Here is a 24,290-nt window from a genome sequence, read left to right as displayed (position 1 = left end):
GTGACGACTGATCCGGTGCGGGCTGTGAACACGTTCATCGGGACCAAGGACGACGGCAACACGTTCCCCGGCGCGTCCATGCCGTTCGGTATGGCGCATTCGAGTCCCATCGGGTCGCACTACGCCGGGTACCGGTACGACGACCAGGTGATCCGGGGTTTCGGCCACTTCTTCCTGTCCGGCGCGGGGTGCTGGGAGCAGGGCGGGCTGGTGTCGGTGTTGCCGGTGGCCGGGTTGCCGCGTGTGTTCGACCACCGGCGGTACGGGGCGCGGTACAGCCATGACGGCGAGGTCGGGGAGGCGGGGTACTACCGGGTTCGGCTCGACGGGGGTATCACCGTCGAGAGCACGGCCACGCTGCGCACGGGGGTCGAGAGGTTCACGTTCCCCGCCGGGGTGACCCCGCACGTGTTGGTGAACGTGGGGCAGGCCAACGACAAGGAGCCGGTGTTCGCGAGTTCCATCCGGGTGGTGGACGACCGCACGCTCGCGGGATCGGTGACGTCCCAGGCGTTCTGCGGCGGCAAGCCCTACACGACCTACTTCGCCACGACCTTCGACCGGCCCTTCACCCGGACCGGGAACTGGGGTGGCGCGTCGGGTGGGGCGGGGTTGCGGGGGCAGTGGGTGGCGTTCGCGGACGGGCCGGTGACGGTGGCGACCGCGTTGTCCCACGTCGATGCCGAGGGTGCCCTGCGGAACCTGGCGGAGGCGCGCGGGAAGTCGTTCGACGGCCTGCGGGAAGCTGCGCAGGACGTGTGGCGGGCGGAGTTGTCGTCGGTGGAGATCGCGCCGGCGTCGGCGGACGACGAGACGGTCTTCTGCACCGCGCTCTACCACGTGCTGCTGCAACCCTTGACGGGCAACGACATCGACGGCCGGTACCGGGGGTTCGACGACCGCGTTCACACGGCCGAAGGGTGGACCTACTACGAGTACTTCTCGCTGTGGGACACCTACCGCGCCCACAACCAACTCCTCGCCCTCCTGCGCCCCGACCGCGCCCGTGACGTGGCCCGGTCCCTGCTCGCGATCCACGAACAGGGCGGCTGGTTGCCCCGCTGGGCCTACGCCAACCAGGAGACCAACACGATGACCGGCGACCCGGTCACCCCGTTCCTGGTGGACCTGTGGCGGTTCGGCGCGCTCGAAGGGCTGGAGGAGCAGGCGTATCGCGCGCTACTGCAGAACGCCACGCAACTGCCGCCGGCGGAGTCTCCGTTCGAGGGGCGGGCGGGTGTCCGGTCGTACCTGGACAGCGGGTTCGTGCAGTTCGACCCGCACCACCGCAAGAAGGGGCAGGACGTCGACCCGCACCACGGGGCGTCCGCGACCTTCGAGTACGCGCTGGCCGACGCCTCGTTGTCGATCATGGCGGAAGCGTTGGGGCACAAGGAAGACGCGGAAGTCCTGCGCCGACGTGGACGCAACTACCGGACGTTGTGGGACGGGACGGTCACCGATCGCGGGTTCACCGGGTTCCCGAGGCCCAAGACCGCGGACGGCCGGTGGCTGGCCGAGTTCACGCCCCAGGGGCAGGACGGGTTCCACGAGGGCACGGCGTGGCAGTACCAGTGGCTGGTCCAGCAGGACGTGCCGGGCCTGGTGGAGTCGTTGGGCGGCAAGGAGCAGGCCGCCGCGCGGCTGGACGACTTCTTCGCCTACGCCGACCTGGTCGCCGACCCGGCGCGCACGGTCCGCGAGAAGTGGGTGGTCGGCCCGTACAACTACTACAACCAGTTCCGCTACAACCCCAACAACGAACCCGACCTGCACGCGCCCTGGATGTACGTGCTGATCGGCCAGCCGTGGAAGACCTCGGCGGTCAACCGCGCCGCGCAGACCCTGTTCGTCAACGCCCCCAACGGGGTCACCGGCAACGACGACCTCGGCACCATGTCCGCCTGGTACGTGTTCAGCGCCTTGGGCCTGTACCCGGCGACGCCCGGCACCGGCCGGTTCCTCCTGCACGCGCCGCGCTACCCCGAGTCGACCATCCACCTGGCCAACGGCCGGTCCATCAAGATCACCGCGCCGGGCGCGACGCCGGCCAAGCTCCAGTACATCAGTGCGGTTGAGCTGAACGGCGTCACCCATGACGACACGTGGATCGACTACGACCGCCTCGTCGCCGGCGCAGACGTGGGAGTGACGCTCGCCGACGACCCGACCGATTGGGGCACCCCGCCGCCGTCACCGTGCGCGGACGGCTGACCGCACAGCGATCGACGTCCTACGAAAGCATTGCGGACAGATCTACTTTGGTGGTGACCGCGCCGGAAACCGTCGTGGGCCTCTGTGCACGGCCCTACGGTCTCCCCATGACTGGGGAGAGAGCGGCGGTCGTGGTCAGCGACATCCGCAAGCACTACGGCGACCTCAAGGCGGTGGACGGCGTCTCGTTCACCGTCGCCGAAGGCGAGTTCTTCGGCATCCTCGGCCCGAACGGGGCGGGCAAGACCACCACGCTGGAGATCGTGGAAGGGCTGCGCAAGGCCGACTCCGGCCGCGTGCGCCTGCTCGACGAGGACCCGTGGCCGCGCAACCCCGCGCTGCTGCCCCGGATCGGCGTGCAGCTCCAGGCGTCCAGCTTCTTCGAGAAGCTCACCGCCAAGGAGCAGTTGGAGACGTTCGGCTCGCTCTACGGCGTGCCGGCGTCCCGTGCGGCGGAGATGCTGGAGCTGGTCGGGCTCACCGACAAGGCCGACGTGCGGGAGAACAAGTTGTCCGGCGGCCAGCGGCAGCGGCTGTCCATCGCGTGCGCGCTCGTGCACGACCCGGACGTGGTGTTCCTCGACGAGCCGACCGCCGCGCTGGACCCGCAGGCCCGGCGCAACCTGTGGGACGTGCTGCGCGCGATCCAGCAGCGCGGCAAGACCATCGTCTACACCACGCACTACCTGGACGAGGCCGAGATCCTGTGTGATCGCGTGGCGATCATGGACAAGGGGCGGATCCTGGCCATGGACGCCCCGGCGACGTTGGTCCGGGGCTTGGACGCGCCCACGCACGTCGTGCTCCAACGCGGTGCGATGACCGTCGACGACGCCCGCGCGATCACCGGCGTCGAGCAGGTGCAGGAGGACGAGGTGTCCCTGACCATCGCGACCCGCCGTCCGGCACCCGTGCTGTCCGCCCTGGCCGAGCGCGGCACGCTCGACGGCCTCCAGGTCCGCACGGCGACGCTCGAGGACGTGTTCCTCAGCCTGACCGGACGGGAGTACCGCGCATGACCGCGTTCAAGAGCCTGTCCGCCGCGATGGTGAAGGGTTTCCTGCGCGACCGGCTGACCCTGTTCTTCGTCTTCGTGTTCCCGCTGATGTTCCTGGTCGTGTTCGGCTTGCTGTTCCGGGATTCCGGCGCGGAGAAGACCAAGGTCGCGGTCGTCGGCGACGGCCCGGTGGTGAGCGCGCTGGCCGAGTCGGGCGCGCTGGAGCTGGAGAAGCACGACGACTTCGAGGCGGCGCGGCGCAAGGTGGACGACGGCGACCTGCCGGCGGTGATCGTCGCGCGCGGTGGGGCGGTGGAGCTGACGTTCGCGGCCGGCGACCAGACGCAGGCGCAAACCGTGCTGGGCGTCGTGTCGGGGACCGTGGACAAGGTGAACCTGGCGGCGACTGGCGTTGTGCCTGCGTTCTCGTTCAAGGCGCAGCCGGTCGAGGACGCTTCGCTGAAGCCGATCCAGTACCTGACGCCGGGGATCCTGTCGTGGGCGGTGTCGATCTCGGGGGTGTTCGGGGCGGCGCTGACGTTGGTGTCATGGCGCAAGAAGCAGGTGCTGCGGCGGATCCGGCTGGCGCCGGTGGGGCCGACGGTGGTGCTGTCGTCGCGAATCCTGGTCAGCATCGGGACGGCCGTGGCGCAGGGCGTGGTTTTCGTCGCGGTGGCCCTGACCCCGCTGTTCGGGCTGGAGCTGACCGGGTCGTGGTGGCTGGCGCTGCCGTTGCTGGTGCTGGGGACGACGGCGTTCTTCGCGATCGGGATGCTGGTGGGGGCGTTCTGCAAGACGGAGGAGGCGGCGAGCGGGGCGGCGAACATCGTGATCATGCCGATGGCGTTCCTGTCCGGGACGTTCTTCCCGCTGGAGAAGGCGCCCGGGTGGTTGCAGGCGGTGTCGAACGCTTTCCCGTTGCGGCACATGAACGACGGGATGCTGGACGTGCTGGTGCGGGGGAAGGGCGTGGAGGCGCTGCTGCTGCCTTCGGCGGTGCTGATCGCTTTTACCCTGGTCGTCGGCTTCATCGCCGCCCGCGTGTTCCGCTGGGAGGATTGAGCCGGGTGGGTCGCTCCACCCGCTACCTGGCGGGTGGAGCGCCGTGCTCACCCCGAATTGTCGGTGGCTCATGGGACAATGGAGACGGGGGCCGGAGGCCAACCACACACACGTCTCACCTGGGCAAACCCGCCGCCACCACTCACTCGCCGCGCGCCGCCGCCGATCGGTGCCACCCGCCGCAGTTGTCGCCGCTGCCGGCTGCCCCGCCGCTGCTGCCTGCCGCCGCCCGGCCGCCCGCGCCACTGCCCGCCGTCGTTGCCCGCCCCCGGCCGTCCGCCGGCAAACCGCCCGCCGCCCGCCGAGAACCGCGAACCACCGAGCGCCGGCCGCCGGCCCCCGATCACCATTTTCCCAGCGACCACCGACAAAAACGGACCCAACGGACAGGTGACCGGGATCACTCACCACAATGGGTGACATGCTTAGCAGCCCCGTTGGCCGTTTCCGCCTCTTCGCGCTCGCCGAGGCCGTGTCCTGGGCCGGTCTGCTGATCGGCATGTTCTTCAAGTACGTCGTCGTCGAGAACGAAGTCGGCGTGAAGATCTTCGGCCCGATCCACGGGGTCGTCTTCGTCGGCTACGTGCTCGTCACCCTCATGCTCGCCCACCGCTGGAACAAGGCCACCACCATCTGGGCCCTCGTCGCCGGCATCCCGCCGTTCGGCACCGTGATCTTCGAGCGCTGGGCCGCGAAGAACGGGAAGCTCGACGACGACGTTCAGACCGAGGTTCAGACCGCGAAAGACTGAGCCAGCGCCAACTGCTCCTCCGGGTCACCCCGGTGGTACACGCGCTCGCTCTCCTCGATGTTGTCGAGGAACTCCTGGTACACCTCCGCCCCCAGCAGGTGTGCCGCCGGTCGACCCTGCCTCAGGGCGCTCCACGGGTCGCTGTCCGGGCAGTGCCTCAGCCACGCCTCGCACCAGACGCGCTCGACCAGCGGCCCCAGGTCCGGGCCGACGAAGTCGACCAGCTTGGCCGCGTCCAGTGCCGGGTGACCCCAGTGCGCCTCGCCCCAGTCCAGCACGACCCCGCTCGACCGCCAGTTGCCCGGGTGGAAGTCACCGTGCAGCAACGAGTCCGGCAGGCCGAACGACGGCACCGTCACCCCGCGACGCCGCAACCGGACCGGCGGGAAAAATCCCGCCAGGGCGTGTTGCACGGCGACCCAGCGGGGGACCATGTGTTCGATCATCTCCGCACTCGGTGACCAGCAGTCCGTCCCGGGCACGTCCTCCAGCAGGATCCTCCTGCCCTCGGCCGCCGGCACGCCCGGCACCAGCGACGGGTCGACCGACCGCACCAGTTCGATCACCGGCCCCTCGGGCGCCGGGAACGGCGGGACCTCCTTCGCCCACACCACCCCCGCCCTGGTGCGCAACCGGTACAGGCACGACAGGTTCCACGTCTTCACCTGCACCGCCGGCTCGACCCGCCGCACGTGCCCGTCCGCCCACTCCACCAGCGCCGCCGGCCCACCCGGTCGCGCCCACGGCATCCGCAACAAGTCATCCGGGAACTCCACCGGGTCCACAGTGGACAAAGCGACCGGCTCGGACGCCTCGACCTGGTAGCTCACCGTCCCGCCGCGCATCCCCGAACCCCTCGCGGACACCAGCCGCAGCACGCTCGTCGGCACGCCCAGCACCCGGTCGAGGTGCGCGGTCACCGGCTCGACGTCGTTCCACCACGGGCTCGCCACGGTGAACTCCGGCAGGGTCCCCACGTGCCGGCCACCCACGGTCACCAAGGCGACTACGGTTCGCACGGCGCACAGCGTGGCCGACTGGCCAGGTTCCGGTCGAGCGGATTAGCCCTCGAACACCGCGTCGAGCGGATCAGTCCTTGAAGTCGCCGACCGCGCGGCGGACCTTGGCGAGCAGGTCGGTCAGCTGCTCGGTCTGCCGGTCGGTCAGCCCGCGCAGGCCGAACTCGACCTCGGTCACCGCCTCCGTCGCCGCCTCCCGCCGCGCGTGACCGGCCTCGGTGATCTCCACCAGGGTCGTCCGCCGGTCGGTCGGGTGCGGGTTGCGGCGGACCAGGCCGTCGGCCTCCAGGCGGTCCACGATGTTGGTCACGCTGGTCGGGTGCAGCTGGAGCCGCTCGCCCATCACCCGCATGGGCAGGCTGCCGGTGCGCGAGAACGTCAGCAGCACCAGCGCCTCGAACCGGGCGAAGGTCAGACCGTGCGGTTTGAGGGCGGAGTCCACCGAGGACTGGATGATCTGCTGTACTCGCATGACGCTCGTGACCGCCGCCATCGCCGTCGACGGTCCGATCCGCTTCTCCCACAGCTCGGCGGCGCGCGCGATGGGGTCGAACGGCAGCGGTTGGGACGTCATGCGCCGAAGCTACCAGTGGGTACCCGACCAAGAGGAGGGAACTGTGCTCGTCGCGTTCAGCGTCAGCCCGCTCGGCGGGGAGTCCGACAGCGTGGCCGCGGCCGTCGCGGAGGCGGTGCGGGTGGTCCGGGAGTCCGGGCTGCCCAACCAGACCAACGCGATGTTCACGCTGGTCGAGGGCGAGTGGGACGAGGTGATGGCGGTGGTGAAGAAGGCGACCGAGGTCGTGCAGGCCACGGCGCCGCGGGTCGGCCTCGTGCTCAAGGCCGACATCCGACCGGGGTACACCGGGCAGCTGACCGCCAAGGTCGACCGGATCGAGCAGCACCTCAACCCTTCCGAATAGTCGGACGTCCTACTAATTTGTCGGCATGGACCCTCGCGCCCTGTGGCTGCGCTTCGAGCCGTACCACGACGTCACGTACTTCACGCCGGAGTCCCGCGCGGTGACCGACGCGCTGGGCTGCAAGGGCGGCTGGATGGGCTACTTCGCCATGCGCGCGGCACCGCTCGGCGCCGCGGCGCCGCAGACCGTGACGGCCGCGTTCTACAGCTTCCACCCGCGGATGGTGGCGCGTGCGCTGCCCGACGCGTGGGAGGTCGCCCCGCCGGAGCGCTTCCTGGCGGCACGGCTGGAGGGCGTGGACGGGGCGTTGCGGCGGATGCTGCCGACCCTGGACGTGGCGGAGGCGGCCGACCTCGCGGTCCGGGCGGCGGCTGCCGCGCCGGTGGCCGGGCGGGTGCTGGGAGCGGCCAACGCGGCGCTCCCGGTGCCCGACGAGCCGCACCTGAAGTTGTGGCAGGCGTGCACGACCTTGCGCGAGTCACGCGGGGACGGGCACGTCGCGGCCCTGGTGGCGGCCGACCTCACCCCGTGCGAAACGCTCGTGCTGTTCGGCGCGGACAAGGGATTGGAGGGCTCCTACCTGCGGCAGGCGCGCGGATGGTCCGAGGAGGAGTGGGCACAGGCGGAGCGGTCCCTGACCGAGCGCGGGCTCTTCGACCGCGGGCTCACGCCGGCCGGGCGCACCCTCCGGGAGGAAGTCGAGCGCCGGACCGACGCGGCCGCCCGGCACCCGTGGCAGGCGCTCGGCGAGGAGGGCACGGCCCGGTTCCTGGAGCTGATGACACCACTCGCGCTGGCGCTGGGCCGGCAGAACGACGCCATGCGGACCAACCCGATGGCGATCGACCCGGTCGCCCAGATCGCGGGGTGACGAGGGACGCCCGGGCGCGTCCGGCCGGGCTGCCGTCGCGACCGGCCGGTGCCGTGCCAGGATGGGAGCGTGACAAGGCCAGACCCTCGCAAGTCCGCTGCACTGTCCGCCGCGCTCTCCGGGGCGGTCGACCTCGGCGCGCTGAAGGCCCGGGCCGACGCCGCCCGCCAGCGCGCCGCCACACCGCCCCCCGCCGCCGGTGGTCCGGCCGCCGAGGGGCCCAGCCCGTGGGTGCTCGACGTCACCGAGGCGACGTTCCAGTCGGTCGTGGAGCGCTCGCTGGAGGTCCCGGTCGTGGTCGAGCTGACCGCGTCCTGGAGCCCCGAGGCGGGTCAGCTGTCGCCGATCTTGGAGAAGGCCGCCCGCGCGGCCGGTGGCGCGTGGCTGCTCGCCCGGGTCGACCTCGACGTGAGCCCGCGCGTCGGCCAGGTGTTCGGCGTGCAGTCGGTGCCGACCGTGGTCGCCGTCGCCGCCGGGCAGCCGGTGGACGCGTTCGCCGGTCCGCTGCCCGAAGCCGAGTTCACCAAGTGGATCAACCGCCTGCTGGACGCCCTGCGCGACCGCCTGCCCGGCATCCGCGCCGCCGAGGCCAACCGGGGCGCGGCGGGTGAGCCGGTCGCGGAGCCCGAGGACGAGCGGTTCACCGCCGCCGAGGACGCGTTCGAACGGGGCGACTTCGCCGCCGCCGAGGCCGCGTACGAGGCGATCCTGGCGACCGAACCCGGCAACGCCGACGCCAAGGCCGCCCTCGCCCAGGTCCGCTTCACCGCCCGCGCGGAGAGCCTGAGCCCGGACGCGGTGGCCAAGGCCGACGCCAACCCGGACGACCTCGACGCCCAACTGGCCGCGGCCGACGTCGAACTGGCCACCCAGGACGTCGAGGCCGCGTTCAAGCGGCTCATCGACACCGTCCGGCGCGTCTACGGCGACGACCGGGACCGGGTCCGCGAGCACCTGGTGGGCCTGTTCGAGCTGTTCCCCGCCGACGACCAGCGCGTTTCCGCGGCTCGCCGCTCCCTCGCCAGCGCCCTCTACTGACGCCTGGGGCCGTAGGCGCTCCCACCCGGAGCGCCTACGGGGTCACCCGGAGTACTTCCGGGTGCAGAGCCCGCTGCCGTCGAAGAAGCCGTCCCGGAACGCCTCGACGCGGGCGAAACCGGAGGGCACCACGGTGCCGTTGACGTCGGCGGCGATCAGGCTCCGGTCGGCCAGCAGCTCCGCCACCGCCTCGTCCAGATCGCCCGAGGACAGCCGGAGCTTGGCCTTCTGGTCCGTGGTCGTGCCCGCCCACGCCCCGGTCAGGCACGCCGTGCGCAGCCCCGCCGCCGGGCCCTCCAACGGGTAGCCGGTGGCCTTCTGGATGGACAGCGCGAAGCGCGAGGCGATCTCGGCGAAGGCCGCGAAGTCGCCGATCCCGCCCTTCTGGCCGCGCTTGGGCGGGGTGCCGATCTTGACCAGGTCCTGCAGGTCGATGCCGACGGTGTTGGTGGCCGGGCAGTAGGTGGCCGGCGAGGTCACCTTGGCGTCGGTGCAGGCGACGTCGCCCTGCTTGAAGGTCGGCGGGGTCGCGCCGCTCTGCTTGAAGGCCTCGCGGAGGCTTTCCTCCAGCAGTTGCAGGTACTTGCGGTCGTCGACCTTCAGGTTGCCCTTGCCCTGGCCGGTGTCCACGTCCTGGGCGTCGAACTTCTGCTGGGTGATGCGGTCCTTGATCTCCTGCTCGTCGATCTCCGCGCACCGCTTCGGGTCGCCCGCGAAACCGAACTGGAAGGCCGCCACCCGGTCGAACGCGCTGCCGTGCGCACCCTGCTTCTCGGCGGACGTGCCCGCCGCGTCGCGGATGAAGAACATGGTCGCGAGGACCTGGTTCAGGCCGGGACCGGTGGAGATGCGGAAGTGCTTGGACTTGCCCTCCGCGACCCAGCGGAAGAAGTTGCCCGCGTAGCAGTCCGCCTGCTGCTCCTTGATGATCGACGGGGTGGCCTGGTTGACCCCGCCCTGCGCGCCGAGCTTGTACTGCACGGCGTGGCCCATCTCGTGCGCCAGCACGGTCACCACGGACATCGGGCCGAACGCGTCGTCCAGCATGGGCAGCAGGTCGCCGCGGTCCCAGGCGATGCTGTCGTCCAGCGAGCAGTAGAACGCGTTCGCGACACCGGCGGTGTTGGTCCGGCAGATCTCCACGCCCGCGCCGGTCGAGTCGTAGGACACCAGGCGCTTCACCGGCTCGAACTTCTTGCCGTCGAAGTGCTCGGGCATCTTCTCGGTCCAGTACTCCGAGACGTCGGCGAGGGTGTTGATCGCGAGCCGGTCCATCTCGCCGCCGTCGGCGTTCTCGACCCGGAGGTCGGCGTCGGGCACGCCGGGCTTGGGGCCGCTCTCCCCGGTGGTGATCTCCAGCCCGGAGACCTTGGTGACGTCGGGCTGCACCGCCTTGGCGAGCCCGTCCACCGCCTGCGTGCACGCGCTGGTCAACGCCGAGACCAGGACGAGCGCCGCAACCCCCACCACCCGTCGAGCCATGCCACGCCCCATCCACCGAGCCGAACCACCGAGCCGTCCGCCCGAACCCTACTTAACGACCCCACTCCACCGTGGCGGAACCACACCAACCACCACCCCACAGCCGCCGCATTCCGCGCCGCAGGCGCGCCCAGGGCTGCCAAGCCACAGGAAGGGCCTCGGTTCGTCCCCCGTACGGCCTGGGCGCAGCCCAACCACGCTTTGGTCTTCTCCGCAAGCACGCTTCACCGCTGGCGGAGAAGACCAAAAGGGTGGTTGCCTCCGGCAGGCCGTACGGGGGACGAACCGACGCCCTTCCACCCCCGGGGGCCTGCCGCGCGGCGAGCGCCGTTTGTAGCTTTTGATCTTTGATCTTTCAAGCTTTTGATCTTGAAAGCGCTCAGCGCACGCGCGTCTCAGAACCCGCAGGCCGAGACACCCGTGAAGACACCGTTGCGGAACAGGTCCACCCGCTTGAACCCCGGGTCCACCGCGTTCTCGCCCGACGCGTCCCGCGCCGCGAAGTCGTAGGCCAACAACACCTGAACGGCCTCGTCCAAGTCACCCGGCGACAACCCGAACCCCTGCTGCCGCGTGAACACCTCGCGCGTGTAAGCCCCCGCCAGGCACAACGCGCCCTCCGCCGCCTCGGACCCCTCGACCTTCAACCCCGCCGCCGCGCGCGCCGCCAACCCGTACCGGCTCGCCAACAGCACACCGGTCGCGTAGTCGCCGATCTTGGCGTGCAGTTCGGGCAGGTCCTCTGCCACGTCCACCTCGACCGACTTGTCCGCCGGGCAGAACGCCACCGGCCCCTGGTCGCCCGAGCACGCGGGCTCCTCGCGGACCGCGGTGGCCTTCGGCTCGGTCCACGTCTTGCCCTTGGTGGCCACCAGTGCCTTGTAGTAGTTGTTCAGGTCCGGCGCGATGGCGTCGAGCATCTCGTCGAACGGCAGGTTGCCGCCCCGTTCCTTGTCGTCGAGGCTGGTGAACGCCTGCTGGGTGAACGGCCGGTTCTGCACGGTCATCGCCGCGCAGAACTTCGCGTCCTTCAGGTAGCCGTCCTGGAAGGCCGACACCCGGTCGAACGCGTTGCCGTGCGCGGAGTTGTCGTCGGGGGACGTGCCCACCGGGTCTTTGAACGTGATCAGCGCGCCCAGCGCCGAGTCCAGGGTGTCGGTGCCGATGTCCAGGTGCTCGGACTTGCCGTCGTTGACCCACTTGACGAACGCGCCGGCGAAGCAGTCGGCCATCGCCTCGGTGAGGATGGTCGGGTACCTGTCCGGGTCGCGCCGCTCGGCCTCGGGCGTGATGCCCATGCGCCGCTGCACCGCGTGCCCCATCTCGTGGGCCAGCACGATCACCACGGCCGCGTCGCCGAACCGGTCCTTGAGCACGGGCAGCAGCGCCGCCCGGTCCCAGGCGATGGCGTCCGCGCTCGGGCAGTAGAACGCGTTGCCCTCGACGTCGCTGGCCTTCTCGGTGCACGGCGGCGGCTTGGCGGCCGGGTCGGCGGTGTCGACCGAGTAGATGCCGCCCTCGATCGGCTGCCACTTCTCGCCGAACGTGGCCGGGAAGGTCTCCTGCCAGAACGCGTCCACGTCGGTGATCGCGGTGGCCGCGAGCTGGTCGATGGGTCCGCCGTCGGTGCCCCGGATGAACCCGGTGTCCACCCCGTCCTTGGTCACGACCTTGCCCGCGACCGGGCGTCCGTCGACCAGTTGGGCGCACCCGGAGGCCACCAGGGCCACCGCCACGAGCAGGACCAGCCGAGCCGATGCGAGCCGCATCTGCCCATTGTGCCGCCTCCGCACCCCTAAGGGGCCGGTTACGGCACTTCCCGGTCGCCCCGTTGACACCCCTGTTCAGCGCCCGTTAACCTGCCGATCGTAAACAATCTTTACGATTACCCTTTCGGACCGCCGCCCCGGACCGCGAGGAGAACCCGCGCGCCGAGTCGCACCCTTCGCCGCGGCGGCAGCGCTGCTCCTGGTCGTCCCGCTGACGGCCGCCAGCGCACCCGCCGACGTCCTGCTCTCCCCAGGGCAGGCCCACCACCACGTCCTCGACCGAGGACCCGACACTGGCCGGCCAGTTCGCCGTCGACGGCCGTTCCGACACCCGCTGGGCCGGCGCGCCCGGTCTCGACCCCCAGTGGCTCACCGTCGACCTCGGCGGCGCGGCCGAGGTGCACCAGGTGCTCGTCCACTGGGAGGCCGCGTACGCGAGCCAGTACAAGGTCCAACTCTCCACCGACGGCACGTCGTGGACCGACATCAGCGGCCGGACCAGCGGCGACGGTGACACCGACACGCACGGCGGCCTCAACGCCACCGGCCGCTACCTGCGCATCCTCGGCACCCAGCGGGCCACCGAGTGGGGCTACTCGATCTGGGAACTGGAGGTCTTCGGCGTCCGGAACAGCAACGACACCACTCCGCCAAGCGCCCCCACCGGCCTCCAGGTGACCGGCACCACCGCCAACAGCGCGTCCCTCACCTGGTCCCCGTCCACCGACAACATCGCCGTAACCGCGGCCTGGCCGTGCTGCAAACCGGCCAAGCGCTGGCCAAATTGGTGTCATCCGTCCTGTTTGGAGCGTTGTGGACGATCTGGGGAATGCCAACAGCAGTCCTGGCCTCGCTGACGGCCCTCGGCCTGGTGCTCGCGGGCGCGTGCGTGTTGCGGCCGTTGCAGCAGTCGCCGTCCTCCTGACCGCCTGCGCCGTCGGCTACGTCCTCCACGCACGCGGAAGAACAGGCGAGCCCACCCCTGCGCCCGCCACTCGTCCGCAGCCACCACGACAGCCCCGCCTGACCGCCCTCCCAGGCCTACCTCCCATGGCAGAACTGAAAGTAACGACCAACGGTCAAGCGCAGACCCACCAAATCCCCGGCATCCCCAGCCGTCTACAGGTGTCCCGCAGCGGCCGAATGGTGTCCTGGACCGTCTTCGTCTCCGGCGACTCCTACAACACAGCAGGCTTCTCCACCCGAACCGGCATCCTGGACACCACCACGAACGAGGTCAGAAAGTCCGTCGAAGACATCCCGCTCACCATCAACGGCTCCCGCTACTACGCCCCTGACCTCAACTTCTGGGGCGTCACCTTCGCCTCCGACGACACCACCTTCTACGCCACCGCCGCCAGCCAGAACAAACGCACCTGATCCGAGCCGCATACACGACGTGGGAAGCAACAGCCCTGCGAGAAAACGTGGAGTGCCCCTCACTATCCCCCGACAACACCCGCCTGGTGTTCAAGAAGCGAGTAGCCCCCGGCCCATGGCAATTGCACGCCCTGGACCTCAACACGATGGCGGAGACACCACTGGCGGAAACCCGGAGCGTGGACGACCAAGCCGCCTGGATCACCAACGACACAGTCACCTACAGCCTGAACGGCCAAACGTGGCAAACCCCGGCCAACGGCACCGGCACCCCGACCCCGAGCTGACCCGCTGGTCAGAGCTGCTCGGCGTCCTCCGGCTCCAAGTCCTCGACAGCTTCCGCCTCCGGCACCAACCACAACACCCCCGCCGGAGGCAGTTGCAGCACCGCCGAAGCCGGTCGCCCGTGCCAAGGCTTCTTCTCGGCCTCCACCCCGCCCAGGTTCCCCACACCCGACCCGCCGTACACCGTCGAATCCGTGTTCACGACCTCACGCCACCGACCCGCCACCGGCAACCCCACCCGGTAGTCGTGGTGCGGCATCCCGGCGAAGTTGGCGATGCACGCGAGCAGCGACCCGTCCTCACCCACCCGGACGAAACTCAGCACGTTCCCGGCCGAGTCGTTCGCGTCGATCCACGAGAACCCCTCGGGCCGGTTGTCCTGGCTGTACAAGGCAGGCGACTCGCGATACACCCCGTTCAAATCCGCCACCAACGCCCGAATCCCGGCGTGGTACGGGCTCTCCAACAAGTGCCAGTCCAACGACCGCGACTCGGACCACTCACCCTGCTGCCCGAACTCGCCACCCATGAACAACAACTGCTTGCCCGGGTGCGCCCACATGAACGCCAGCAACGACCGCAGCCCGGCCGCCTTGTTCCAGTCGTCCCCGGGCATCCGGGCCCACAACGACCCCTTCCCGTGCACCACCTCGTCGTGCGACAGCGGCAGGACGAAGTTCTCGCTCCACGCGTACACCAGCGAGAACGTGATCTCGTTGTGGTGGTACGACCGGTGCACGGGCTCACGCGACAAGTAGTGCAGGGTGTCGTGCATCCAGCCCATGTTCCACTTGAACCCGAAGCCCAACCCACCCAAGTGCGTGGGCCGCGTGACGCCGGGCCACGCCGTCGACTCCTCCGCGACCATCACGACACCGGGGTGTCGCTTGTAGACGGTCGCGTTCAGCTCCTGCAGGAACCGCACGGCGTCCAGGTTCTCCCGCCCGCCGTACTGGTTGGGCAGCCACTGCCCTTCCTGCCGCGAGTAGTCCAGGTACAGCATCGAGGCCACGGCGTCGACCCGCAGGCCGTCGATGTGGAACTCCTCGATCCAGTACAGGGCGTTCGCGACCAGGAAGTTCCGCACCTCGTTGCGCCCGAAGTCGAACACCAGCGTGCCCCAGTCGGGGTGCTCGCCCCGCCTCGGGTCCTCGTGCTCGTACAGCGCGGTGCCGTCGAACCGGGCCAACGCCCACGAATCCCTCGGGAAGTGCGCCGGCACCCAGTCCATGATCACGCCGATCCCATGGCTGTGCAGCACGTCGACGAAGTACCGGAAGTCGTCCGGTGACCCGAACCTCGACGTCGGCGCGTAGTACGACGTCACCTGGTAGCCCCACGAGCCGCCGAACGGGTGCTCGGCGATGGGCATCAGCTCGACGTGCGTGAACCCGTTCTCCACCACGTACGACGCCAGCTCGTCCGCCAGCTCCCGATACCCCAACCCCGGCTTCCACGACCCCAGGTGCACCTCGTAGACGCTCATCGGCGCGTTGATCCACGCCGTGGCGTCACGCCGGGCCGTCCACTCGCCATCGCCCCACTCGTACGTCGAGCGGGTCACCACGGACGCGGTCTGGGGTGGCGTCTCGGTGGCGAACGCCATCGGGTCGGCCTTCTCGTGCCAAGCCCCGTCCCGCCCCAGGATCCGGAACTTGTACCGCGTCCCAGCCGGGATGCCGGGGATGAAGATCTCCCACACCCCCGAAGACCCCAGCGACCGCAACGGGTTCGCCCGCCCGTCCCAGCCGTCGAAGTCACCGCACACCCGCACGCCACGAGCCGTCGGCGCCCACACGGCGAACGACACGCCGCTCACCGACCCGGACGCGGTCTCGTACGTCCGGACGTGCGCGCCGAGCACGTCCCACAGCCGCTCGTGCCGGCCTTCGCCGATCAGGTGGAGGTCCAGCTCGCCGACCGTGGGCAGCCACCGGTAGGGGTCGTCGACCTCGACCGTCGCGCCGGGGTAGGCGACCTCCAGCCGGTAGTCGCCCGGGTGCTCGGGCAGGCCGCCCTCGAACAGGCCGTCGGTGACGCGGTCCAGCTCCCACGTCTTGTCCCCGGCCACCAGGGACACCGCCGTCGCCCCGGGCCGGAACGCCCGCGCCACCACCTCGCCGGAGGCCAGGTGGTGCACGCCGAGCACCGAGTGGGGGTCGTGGTGCGCGCCCGCGAGCAGCCGGTCGATGTCCTGTGGGTTCATCGCTTTCCCTCTCCCGTGATCCGCGCGATCGACGACAGCGGCACCGTCAACCACTCCGGCCGGTTCGCGTGCTCGTAGGACACCTCGTACACCGCCTTGTCCAGCTCGAAGGCCCGCAGCAGGTAGCCCCGCTCGCGCGGGTCGCCCACCGAGGACGCGGCGGCCTCCGCGTAGCCCTCGGTGAAGGCCGCCCGGTTGCGCCGCGACCACTCCAGCGCGCGCACCGCGAGCTGGTGGTCCTCCGGCTGCCCGACCAGCAGCTGGTGGGCCGCGTAGTCGAACGACCGCAGCATGCCCGCCACGTCCCGCAACGGCGAGCGCAACGCCGTCCGCTCGGCGATCGGGGCGCCCGGCTCGCCCTCGAAGTCGATCAGCAGCCAGCCGTGGACGGTCCGCAGCACCTGGCCCAGGTGCAGGTCGCCGTGGATGTGCTGGATCGCGATCGCGCCGGGCGTGTCCCGGGCCGCCTCGAACGCCTCGCGCAGCGCCGGCACGTACGGCCGCAGCTCCGGCACCGCCGCCACCACCGAGTCCAGCCGCGCGGTCATCGCCCGCACGGTCTTGTCGATGTCGTCGGCGTCGGCGTGCTGCGTGCCCAGGGCGCGCTCCAGGTCGGCGTGCACGGTCGCCACGGCCTGGCCCAGCCGCTGCGCCTCGCCCGCGAAGTCGCCGCCGACCTCGTCGGCGTGCAGGTCGCCCTCGGCCATCAGGTCCCGCACGCTCGTGGTGGCCATGGCCCAGCCGTCCACCGCGTCGGGCAGGAACTGCTGGAGCATCCCGACCGTGGTGACCTCCCCGTTCAACCGGCCGGTGATGGAGCCCAGCGGCCGGGCGATGTGGTCGCAGCCCACCCGGTGCAGGGCGCGTTGCAGGACCAGGTCCGGGTTCTCGCCCAGGGTCAGCTTGCGGAACAGCTTGAGGATGTACTGGCTGCCGAACACCAGCGACGTGTTGGACTGCTCGGCGGTGATCGGCCGGGCGCGCAGGCCCTTGTTCAGCTCCACGTCCGGCTCGTGCTCGAACGCCAGCCCGTCCACGGTCGCGCCGTCGGCCAGCAGGTCCAGCAGCCGCCCGGCCAGCTCCGGGTCGCCGGTCGCGTCGTGGTTGTCCACGGTGTCGCTGACCAGCAGCTGGTATGGCTCGCGGCGGTCGGGCTGAGAGACCTCGACCACCAGGTGCACCAGCACCGGGTCGGCCTCGCTCAGCACGGTGGTCCGGAGTGCGCGGACGCCGGTGACCGGCCGGTCCTTGCCGCCGAACCAGCGCTGGGCGGGCAGCCACCCGGGCAGTTCGGCCACCACCTCGTCCACCAGCGCGCGGGGGTCGGTGTTCGTCCGCGGGTTCATCTCGGTGCTCACCTCGCCTCCCCTTCGTCGCCCACCTCGGCCAGCTGGAACCAGTAGAAGCCGTGGCCCGGCAAGGTCAGCAGGTAGGGCAGCTCGCCCACGGTCGGGAAGCGCACCCCGCCGGTCAGCTCCACCGGCCGGGACCCGATGTGCTCGGACAGGTCCAGCTCCACCGGCTGGGGGAACCGGGACAGGTTGTTCACGCACACCACGATGTCCTCTTGCCCGTCCGGCCGGCACCACCGCCTGCGGTAGGCCAGCACGCTGGGGTTGGAGCCGCCCAGGTCGGTGAAGTCGCCCTCGGCGAACGCGTGGTGCTGCTTGCGCACCTCGATCATCCGCCGGGTCCAGTTCAGCAGCGACGACTGGTTGTTCAGCTGCGCCTCCACGTTGAGGCCCTGGTAGCCGTACACGGGGTCCATGATCACCGGCAGGTAGATCCGGCCTGGGTCGCACGAGGAAAAACCTGCGTTACGGTCCGGGGTCCACTGCATCGGGGTGCGCACCGCGTCCCGGTCGCCCAGCCAGATGTTGTCGCCCATGCCGATCTCGTCGCCGTAGTAGAGCACCGGCGACCCGGGCAGCGACAGCAGCATCGCGGTGAACAGCTCCTGCTGGTTGCGGTCGTTCTCCAGCAGTGGCGCCAGGCGCCGCCGGATGCCGATGTTCGCCTTCATCCGCGGGTCTTTCGCGTACTCGGCGTACATGTAGTCGCGCTCTTCGTCGGTGACCATCTCCAGCGTCAACTCGTCGTGGTTGCGCAGGAAGATGCCCCACTGGCAGCCGTCGGGGATCTGCGGCGTCTGGGCCAGGATCTCCGAGATCGGGAACCGGGACTCGCGGCGCACCGCCATGAAGATGCGCGGCATCAGCGGGAAGTGGAACGCCATGTGGCACTCGTCGCCGCCGACCTCGGCGTTGCCGAAGTACTCGACCACGTCCGACGGCCACTGGTTGGCCTCCGCCAGCAGCACCCGGCCGGGGTACTCGTCGTCCACGACCTTGCGGCAGCGCTTGAGGAAGTCGTGCGTGCGCGGCAGGTTCTCGCAGTTGGTGCCCTCCTGCTCGAACAGGTACGGCACGGCGTCCAGGCGGAACCCGTCGATGCCCAGGTCCAGCCAGAACCGCAGGGTGTCCAGCATCGCCTCCTGGACGTCGGGGTTCTCGTAGTTCAGGTCCGGCTGGTGGGAGAAGAACCGGTGCCAGAAGAACTGGCCGCGGACCGGGTCGTAGGTCCAGTTCGACGTCTCGGTGTCGACGAAGATGATCCGGGCGTCGGGGTACTTCGAATCGTCGTCGCTCCACACGTAGTAGTCGCCGTACGGGCCGTCCGGGTCGGAGCGGGACTGCTGGAACCACGGGTGGGCGTCGGAGGTGTGGTTGAGGACCAGGTCGGTGATCACCCGGATGCCGCGCCGGTGCGCCTCGTCGAGCAGGTAGACGAAGTCCTCGACGGTGCCGAACTCGGGCAGCACCGAGCGGAAGTCGGAGATGTCGTAGCCGCCGTCGCGCAGCGGCGAGGCGTAGAACGGCGGCAGCCACAGGCAGTCCACGCCGAGCCACTCCAGGTAGTCCAGCCTGGAGGCCAACCCCCGCAGGTCACCGGTGCCGTCGCCGTTGGAGTCGGTGAACGCGCGCACCAGCACCTCGTAGAACACCGCGCCCTTGAACCAGCCCGGTTCGCGCGGCGCGAGCCGGGCCGAGCGGAAGTCCTCCGCCTGGGGCTCGACCAGCAGGCCGTCGGCGCCGATGGCCTCGCCGGTGTGCGGCACGCCCTCCAGTCCGGTCAGCGCGGCGTCGGGTCGGGGGTCTTCTGCCATGTGCTCCACCTCGTCCCACCTCGTCGGGGGTGCGTTCGACCGTCCCCCGCGTGCGGCCGCGGGGGACGTGAGTAGCCGGGCTTGCCCTGCTAGCTGCTGAACCTGCGCTGCACGGCCACGACGTGCGCCGGTGCACGCCACGGTTCGAGCCGGACGTAGTTGGCCTGCCCCCAGTCCCAGGTCTCCCCGGAGACCTCGTCGTGCGCGATCAGCCGTTCCGGCCAGTCGAAGCCGAGCGAGGGCAGGTCCAGCCACACGGTGCCGTCCTGCGCGTTGTGCGGGTCCAGGTTCACCACCACGACCACGGTGTCGCCGCTGCCCGGGTCCTGCTTGGAGTAGGCGATGAGCGCGGGGTTGTCGACGTGGTGGAAGCGGAGTGTTCGCATCTGCTGCAACGCCGGGTGCGCGCGGCGGATGGTGTTCAGCTTGCGCAGCCAGGGTTCCAGGGAGCGGCCCTCGGCCACGGCCCTGGCGTAGTCGCGGGGCCGCAGCTGGTACTTCTCCGAGTTGAGGTACTCCTCGCTGCCCTCCCGCACCGCCTGGTGCTCGAACAGCTCGTAGCCCGAGTACACGCCCCAGGTGGGCGACATCGTCGCGGCCAGCGCGGCGCGCAGCGCGAACATGCCGGGGCCGCCGTGCTGGAGGGACGCGTGCAGGATGTCCGGGGTGTTGACGAAGAGGTTGGGCCGGGCCTCGTCCCAGTGCTCGACGAGTTCGACGCCGAATTCGGTCAGCTCCTCCTTGGTGGTCCGCCAGGTGAAGTAGGTGTAGCTCTGCGTGAAGCCGAGCTTGGCCAGCCCGTAGAGGCGGGCGGGCCGGGTGAACGCCTCGGACAGGAACAGCACGTCCGGGTGGGCGTCCTTGACCGTCCAGATCAGCCACTGCCAGAAGTCCGGCGGCTTGGTGTGCGGGTTGTCGACCCGGAAGATCCGCACCCCGTGGTCCACCCAGTGCAGCACGACCCGCAGCACCTCGTTGTAGATGCCCTGGGGGTCGTTGTCGAAGTTGACCGGGTAGATGTCCTGGTACTTCTTGGGCGGGTTCTCCGCGTAGGCGATGGTCCCGTCGGGGCGCGTGGTGAACCACTCCGGGTGCTTGAGCACCCACGGGTGGTCCGGCGCGCACTGGAGGGCGAGGTCGAGCGCGACCTCCAGGCCAAGTTCGTTCGCGCGGGCCACGAAGGCGTCGAAGTCCTCGATGGTGCCCAGCTCGGGGTGGATCGCGTCGTGGCCGCCCTCGTCCGCGCCGATCGCCCACGTCGAGCCGGGGTCGTCCTCGGTGGCGGTGAGGGTGTTGTTGGGGCCCTTGCGGTTGACCCGGCCGATCGGGTGGATCGGGGGCAGGTACGCCACGTCGAAGCCCATCGCGGCGATGCGGTCCAGCTCTTTCGCGGCGGTGGTGAAGGTGCCGTGCACCGGGACGCCGGACTCGTCCACGCCGCCGGTGGAGCGGGGGAAGAACTCGTACCAGGAGCCGAACGCGGCCCGCTTGCGGTCCACCCAGACCTTCTGGGTCTTGCCCTTGGTGATCAGCTCGCGCACCGGGTGGTCGTGCATGACCTGCCGGACGTCCTGGGCGAGGGCGGGCGCGACCCGTTCGGGCAGCGGCCGGTCCTCGTCGCGCAGCGCGGCGGCGGCGTTGAGCAGCAGCGGCTTGTCCTTGCGGCGGTCGGGCCGGCGGGCGACGCGGTCCAGCAGCCGGGCGCCGGTCTCCAGGTCGTTCTCCAGCTCGCCCGCGCCCTGGCCGGCGGCCATCTTGACCTCCACCGCGTGCAGCCACGTGGCCCACGGGTCCGACCAGGCGTCGACGCGGAACGTCCACGACCCCTCGGCGTCCGGGACGATCGTGGCGACCCAGCGGTCCAGCCCGACGCCCAGCGGCGCCATGCGGGTCTGTCTGGCGACCCGGTCACCCGGCCCCCGCCACGCCACCGTGGCGGCGACGGCGTCGTGGCCCTCGCGCCACACCGTCGCCTCGACCGGGACGTGCTCGCCGACCACCGCTTTGGCCGGGTACCGGCCCGCGCTCACGGTCGGGGTCACGTCGTCGATGCCGAGTCGTCCGCTCATCGGCAGCGCCCCTCTCACCTGGTGTGACGCTTGCACGGTCAAGTTTGCCCGGCTCGGTCGCGCGCGCTGTCACCGGGGACTCCCACCTGCAGTTCCTACCCCCTCTGGTTGGATCGCACACTTGGGGACTTGATCGATTCCCGCGATGCAGACACCCGTCCCACATACCGGATCGTGTGTCACACGGCCGGGGGAGTGAACGTCAACCCGGGCTCCACTTGACTTCCCGGGTGCTCACCAACCTCGGCTGGTCCGCCGCGCTGATCACCCCCGTTGTCGCCGCACTGCTGTTCGTGCCGCGCGCTGTGGCGGCGGTGGCGTGACCGGGTTGTCGAACGGGTGGATTCCGGGCTTCGCCGTGGAGTGAGCCGTTTCGGTCGCCATTACCGGCGGTACATGTTGACCTCGTTCAGGTACGTCGACCTCAAGGGACTGTTCGTGGTCGGGTTCCACACGCCGAGGTTCGACGAGGTCTTCGTGGACGTCGGCCTGGCCCTCCAGACCCCGCACAACGCGCCGACGTCCCTGCTGGCCCGATTACCCGGGGGCGACCGGCACGCCCTGACGGATCTCCTGGGCCACCCGGAGCCGGTGGTGCTGGCCGTGATCGGGGTCCCGGGGAGCGGCAAGACGACCCTGCTGCGCCACGTCGCCCTCGCCGTCGCCGGCTCTCGACGGGTTCGGCGGCGCATCCCCCTTGTGCTGTACCTGCGGGACCACGTGCCCGCCATCGTCGCCGACACCGCCCTGCCCGACCTGGTCCGCGCCTCGCTCGTCCGGTTCCCCGAGCAGGAGCCGCCCGGGTGGTTCGAGCAGCGGCTGCGCGCCGGCGACTGCGTGGTCCTGCTGGACGGCTTGGACGAGGTGGCCCTGCCCGAGGACCGCCGGCGGGTGTCGGCGTGGGTCGAACGCCAGACCAGGCAGTACCCGCGCAACGACTTCGTCCTCACCTCCCGCCCGCAGGGCTACCGCAGCGCACCGGTGTCCGGGGCCACGGTCCTCCAGGTGCGGGACTTCACCGACGAGCAGGTGGTTCGGTTCGTGCGAGGTTGGTACGGGGCGATGGAACGGCTCAGCACCCGCGACGACGACGAGGCCGTGCGCCTGCGCGCGGACAAGGCCGCCGACGAACTCCTGGACAAGCTCCACGCCACCCCGACCCTGTACGACCTCTCCGCGAACCCGTTGCTGTTGACCATGGTGGCCAACGTGCACCGGTTCGGCAGCAAGCTGCCCGACAGCCGGGCGGAGTTGTACCGGGAGATCTGCGAGGTCGTGCTGTGGCGGCGGCACGAGGCCAAGGACCTGCCGGTGCGATTGGACGGCCACCGGAAGGAGGTGGTGTTGCAGACCTTGGCTTTCACGATGATGAGCCGGCGGGTGCGTGACCTGCCTCGGGATGACGTGCTCGCGGTGTTCAGGCCGGTGTTGCGGCGGATGTCGACGTCGATGACGGAGGAGCTGCTGCTGGAGGACGTGAGTTCGAACGGGTTGCTGGTGGAGCGGGAGAGCGGGACGTTCTCGTTCGCCCACCAGACCTTCCAGGAGTACCTGGCTTCGGTCCACGTGCGGTCGGCTGATTTGTTGTCGTTGGCGGCGGTGGTGGACGACGACTGGTGGCGCGAGACGACGGTGCTGGCGGTGGCCCGGACGTTCGCCGACCCGGTGGTGCAGGCGTGCCTGGAGTCGGGGACGGTGGCGGCGCTGTCCCTGGCGTTCGAGTGCGCCGAGGTGTGCTCGGAACTGTCCCCGGAACTGAGGGACCGACTGGACGGCATCGCGAACACCGACGACCCGGAGAAGCGCCGACTGGCCGCGGGTATCGCGTTGACCAGGCTCATGCGGGAGCGGGTCGTCGTGGGCGACGGGGTGGCGGTGTGCGCCCGCCCGGTCCCCGACGCCCTCCACCGCCTCTACCTGCTCGACCACGACCGCCCGGTGCCGGACGGGCTGGACCCGGACGCGCCCGTGCGCGGCGTGTGGGCCACCGAGGCGGAGGACTTCGTCCGGTGGGCGACCGAGGTGGTGGGCGGCTCGACCCGGTACCGGCTGCCCGCGAAGACCGAAGTGGGGCACCCGGCGGTGCGGCGGGTGGTCGGCGGTGCGGGGCACCGGTTCTGGCTCGACTCGGGTGAGCGCGAGCCGGCGTTCCCCTCGAAGTACCCGGGCGCGGTCGTGGCACAACACCTGCGGGACGACCTGGCCTCCGCCGAGTGGCAGCACCTCCTGGTCATGCTCTACCTGGAGACGGTGGCCTCGTCCCATGTCGCGACCTTGCGCGGTCATCAGGTCGCGGTCGGTGCCCCGCGGCCGGTCGCGGCGGTGTTCCGGCGAGCCCTCGACCACCTTCCGCCGAACTTGGAGTTGACCGGGGTGGGCACCGCACTCGGCGCGCTCGCCGTGGCCGTGTCACCGCGCACCGCCCTCCGGGCGGCCGAAGAACTCCAGTTCGCCCTCCACCGCGCGCGGCTGCTGGTGGGCCGGTGGCGCTCGGACGAGCCGGTCGTGGCGGTGCTGGGGTTGACCCGCGAACTCACCGGTGCCGAGCGTTTGCCCGCCGGCGGGAGTCGGGGCACACCGTTCGAGGAGTCGCCGGTCGGGCGCTCGCTGCACAGGTCGATCATGGAGCGCGTCGGGTTCGCCGCGACCCTCGTCGGCATCCCCGCGGTCCTCGAACTGCGGCCCTCGACGCTGGTCGACGACGCGCGCCGGACCCCGGACAAGACCGTCGCCTGGGACATCGGATTGCCCGAGCGCCTGCGGGCGGTCGCGGAGCCGGTTTTCAGTGGGCGGCAGGCGGTTGCTCCGAAGCTGGCCACGGCCATCCGGGTGGGTGCGGCGATGTTGGCCGTGGAGTTCCACGGGTCGGACGACTCGCTCCGGTACTGGCGGATGGCGGCCGGGATCACGTTGCTGGAGCGGCGGGCGTCCGGGGACGAGCCGGCGGACGAGACGATCGTGCCGGCCGTCGATCGGCGGAACGGGTGAGGGTTGCCCGGTCGGCCGCCAACTGTGTACGAAAGAACACGCGCGGGGCCTTCTGTGCTGGTAGAGCTGGATC

19 protein-coding genes are annotated in these 24,290 nt (G+C 70.5%); 11 read left to right on the top strand and 8 right to left on the bottom strand.

The features are described 5' to 3' along the window. From RIN75_RS22160 to RIN75_RS22145, 4 genes are all read left to right on the top strand, one after another. A complete protein-coding gene (locus RIN75_RS22160; RefSeq protein ID WP_309113908.1) occupies positions 1 to 2,214 on the top strand; it encodes a GH92 family glycosyl hydrolase in 2,214 nt (737 codons plus the stop codon). A 107-nt stretch (positions 2,215 to 2,321) separates the two neighbouring features. Continuing rightward, entirely contained in the window at positions 2,322 to 3,233 is a 912-nt protein-coding gene (locus RIN75_RS22155; RefSeq protein WP_309113907.1) for an ABC transporter ATP-binding protein, read from the top strand. Then, positions 3,230 to 4,273 carry an ABC transporter permease gene (locus RIN75_RS22150; RefSeq protein ID WP_309113906.1) on the top strand — a complete coding sequence of 348 codons (1,044 nt, stop codon included), beginning with the start codon at positions 3,230 to 3,232 and terminating at the stop codon, positions 4,271 to 4,273. Before RIN75_RS22155 ends, RIN75_RS22150 begins: the two co-directional genes overlap by 4 nt. A 421-nt stretch (positions 4,274 to 4,694) precedes the next feature. Then, the gene (locus tag RIN75_RS22145) at positions 4,695 to 5,024 is read left to right on the top strand and encodes a DUF3817 domain-containing protein (RefSeq protein ID WP_309113905.1); all 330 of its coding nucleotides are present in this window, start codon (positions 4,695 to 4,697) and stop codon (positions 5,022 to 5,024) included. Here RIN75_RS22145 and RIN75_RS22140 read toward each other — a convergent pair. Further along, on the bottom strand, positions 5,006 to 6,043 hold the full coding sequence (locus RIN75_RS22140; RefSeq protein ID WP_309113904.1) for a phosphotransferase: 1,038 nt from the start codon (positions 6,041 to 6,043) through the stop codon (positions 5,006 to 5,008). The genes RIN75_RS22145 and RIN75_RS22140 overlap by 19 nt on opposite strands. Before the next feature lie 70 nt (positions 6,044 to 6,113). After that, positions 6,114 to 6,617 carry a MarR family transcriptional regulator gene (locus tag RIN75_RS22135; RefSeq protein WP_309113903.1) on the bottom strand — a complete coding sequence of 168 codons (504 nt, stop codon included), beginning with the start codon at positions 6,615 to 6,617 and terminating at the stop codon, positions 6,114 to 6,116. Positions 6,618 to 6,660: 43 nt separating this feature from the next. On the opposite strand from RIN75_RS22135, the gene RIN75_RS22130 reads away from it, so the two are divergent. The 3 genes from RIN75_RS22130 (at position 6,661) to RIN75_RS22120 (ending at position 8,872) form a co-directional block, all read left to right on the top strand. Continuing rightward, on the top strand, positions 6,661 to 6,963 hold the full coding sequence (locus tag RIN75_RS22130; protein ID WP_309113902.1) for an MTH1187 family thiamine-binding protein: 303 nt from the start codon (positions 6,661 to 6,663) through the stop codon (positions 6,961 to 6,963). A 25-nt stretch (positions 6,964 to 6,988) separates the two neighbouring features. Continuing rightward, entirely contained in the window at positions 6,989 to 7,834 is an 846-nt protein-coding gene (locus tag RIN75_RS22125; RefSeq protein ID WP_309113901.1) for a hypothetical protein, read from the top strand. Between the two features lie 69 nt (positions 7,835 to 7,903). Continuing rightward, positions 7,904 to 8,872, top strand: coding sequence for a tetratricopeptide repeat protein (locus RIN75_RS22120; RefSeq protein ID WP_309113900.1), 969 nt, complete (start codon positions 7,904 to 7,906; stop codon positions 8,870 to 8,872). A gap of 42 nt (positions 8,873 to 8,914) precedes the next feature. On the opposite strand, the gene RIN75_RS22115 is transcribed toward RIN75_RS22120, so the two are convergent. Further along, positions 8,915 to 10,354 (bottom strand): neutral zinc metallopeptidase, encoded by a 1,440-nt coding sequence (locus RIN75_RS22115; RefSeq protein ID WP_309113899.1) that lies wholly within the window; start codon positions 10,352 to 10,354, stop codon positions 8,915 to 8,917. A 395-nt stretch (positions 10,355 to 10,749) separates the two neighbouring features. Beyond that, entirely contained in the window at positions 10,750 to 12,123 is a 1,374-nt protein-coding gene (locus RIN75_RS22110; RefSeq protein ID WP_309113898.1) for a neutral zinc metallopeptidase, read from the bottom strand. A 293-nt stretch (positions 12,124 to 12,416) separates the two neighbouring features. Here RIN75_RS22110 and RIN75_RS22105 point away from each other — a divergent pair, with 293 nt between their 5' ends. From RIN75_RS22105 to RIN75_RS22095, 3 genes are all read left to right on the top strand, one after another. After that, positions 12,417 to 12,980 carry a discoidin domain-containing protein gene (locus RIN75_RS22105; RefSeq protein ID WP_309113970.1) on the top strand — a complete coding sequence of 188 codons (564 nt, stop codon included), beginning with the start codon at positions 12,417 to 12,419 and terminating at the stop codon, positions 12,978 to 12,980. A gap of 289 nt (positions 12,981 to 13,269) precedes the next feature. Next, positions 13,270 to 13,503, top strand: a complete 234-nt coding sequence (locus RIN75_RS22100; RefSeq protein WP_309113897.1) for a hypothetical protein — start codon at positions 13,270 to 13,272, stop codon at positions 13,501 to 13,503. 86 nt (positions 13,504 to 13,589) lie between these two features. Next, positions 13,590 to 13,790: a hypothetical protein gene (locus tag RIN75_RS22095; protein WP_309113896.1), complete on the top strand. Its 201-nt coding sequence runs from the start codon at positions 13,590 to 13,592 to the stop codon at positions 13,788 to 13,790. Between the two features lie 8 nt (positions 13,791 to 13,798). Here RIN75_RS22095 and glgB read toward each other — a convergent pair whose 3' ends face one another. From glgB to RIN75_RS22075, 4 genes are all read right to left on the bottom strand, one after another. Beyond that, positions 13,799 to 15,994 carry a 1,4-alpha-glucan branching protein GlgB gene (gene glgB, locus RIN75_RS22090; RefSeq protein WP_309113895.1) on the bottom strand — a complete coding sequence of 732 codons (2,196 nt, stop codon included), beginning with the start codon at positions 15,992 to 15,994 and terminating at the stop codon, positions 13,799 to 13,801. Next, a complete protein-coding gene (locus tag RIN75_RS22085; protein ID WP_309113969.1) occupies positions 15,991 to 17,340 on the bottom strand; it encodes an aminoglycoside phosphotransferase in 1,350 nt (449 codons plus the stop codon). The genes glgB and RIN75_RS22085 overlap by 4 nt, the downstream gene beginning before the upstream one ends. An 8-nt stretch (positions 17,341 to 17,348) precedes the next feature. Further along, on the bottom strand, positions 17,349 to 19,160 hold the full coding sequence (gene treS / locus RIN75_RS22080; protein ID WP_309113894.1) for a maltose alpha-D-glucosyltransferase: 1,812 nt from the start codon (positions 19,158 to 19,160) through the stop codon (positions 17,349 to 17,351). A gap of 89 nt (positions 19,161 to 19,249) precedes the next feature. Continuing rightward, complete coding sequence (locus tag RIN75_RS22075; RefSeq protein ID WP_309113893.1) at positions 19,250 to 21,229, bottom strand: alpha-1,4-glucan--maltose-1-phosphate maltosyltransferase; 1,980 nt, start codon at positions 21,227 to 21,229, stop codon at positions 19,250 to 19,252. 396 nt (positions 21,230 to 21,625) lie between these two features. On the opposite strand from RIN75_RS22075, the gene RIN75_RS22070 reads away from it, so the two are divergent. Further along, positions 21,626 to 24,217, top strand: a complete 2,592-nt coding sequence (locus tag RIN75_RS22070) for an NACHT domain-containing protein (RefSeq protein ID WP_309113892.1) — start codon at positions 21,626 to 21,628, stop codon at positions 24,215 to 24,217. The last annotated feature ends 73 nt before the right edge of the window (positions 24,218 to 24,290 follow it).

The sequence above is a fragment of the Saccharothrix sp. genome (assembly GCF_031180885.1).
Classification (GTDB): Bacteria; Actinomycetota; Actinomycetes; order Mycobacteriales; family Pseudonocardiaceae; genus Actinosynnema.
The sequence above is the reverse complement of the archived record's forward strand: the minus strand, read 5'-3'. Positions and strand labels throughout refer to the sequence as shown.

What these genes read in the sequence shown, in the direction of transcription:
- RIN75_RS22155 (WP_309113907.1), top strand. Translation starts at nt 2,322, where the DNA reads ATGACTGGGGAGAGAGCGGCGGTCGTGGTCAGCGACATCCGCAAGCAC.
- RIN75_RS22150 (WP_309113906.1), top strand. Translation starts at nt 3,230, where the DNA reads ATGACCGCGTTCAAGAGCCTGTCCGCCGCGATGGTGAAGGGTTTCCTG.
- RIN75_RS22145 (WP_309113905.1), top strand. Translation starts at nt 4,695, where the DNA reads ATGCTTAGCAGCCCCGTTGGCCGTTTCCGCCTCTTCGCGCTCGCCGAG.
- RIN75_RS22135 (WP_309113903.1), bottom strand. Translation starts at nt 6,617, where the DNA reads ATGACGTCCCAACCGCTGCCGTTCGACCCCATCGCGCGCGCCGCCGAG.
- RIN75_RS22125 (WP_309113901.1), top strand. Translation starts at nt 6,989, where the DNA reads ATGGACCCTCGCGCCCTGTGGCTGCGCTTCGAGCCGTACCACGACGTC.
- RIN75_RS22115 (WP_309113899.1), bottom strand. Translation starts at nt 10,354, where the DNA reads ATGGCTCGACGGGTGGTGGGGGTTGCGGCGCTCGTCCTGGTCTCGGCG.
- RIN75_RS22110 (WP_309113898.1), bottom strand. Translation starts at nt 12,123, where the DNA reads ATGCGGCTCGCATCGGCTCGGCTGGTCCTGCTCGTGGCGGTGGCCCTG.
- glgB (WP_309113895.1), bottom strand. Translation starts at nt 15,994, where the DNA reads ATGAACCCACAGGACATCGACCGGCTGCTCGCGGGCGCGCACCACGAC.
- RIN75_RS22085 (WP_309113969.1), bottom strand. Translation starts at nt 17,340, where the DNA reads ATGAACCCGCGGACGAACACCGACCCCCGCGCGCTGGTGGACGAGGTG.
- treS (WP_309113894.1), bottom strand. Translation starts at nt 19,160, where the DNA reads ATGGCAGAAGACCCCCGACCCGACGCCGCGCTGACCGGACTGGAGGGC.
- RIN75_RS22075 (WP_309113893.1), bottom strand. Translation starts at nt 21,229, where the DNA reads ATGAGCGGACGACTCGGCATCGACGACGTGACCCCGACCGTGAGCGCG.
- RIN75_RS22070 (WP_309113892.1), top strand. Translation starts at nt 21,626, where the DNA reads ATGTTGACCTCGTTCAGGTACGTCGACCTCAAGGGACTGTTCGTGGTC.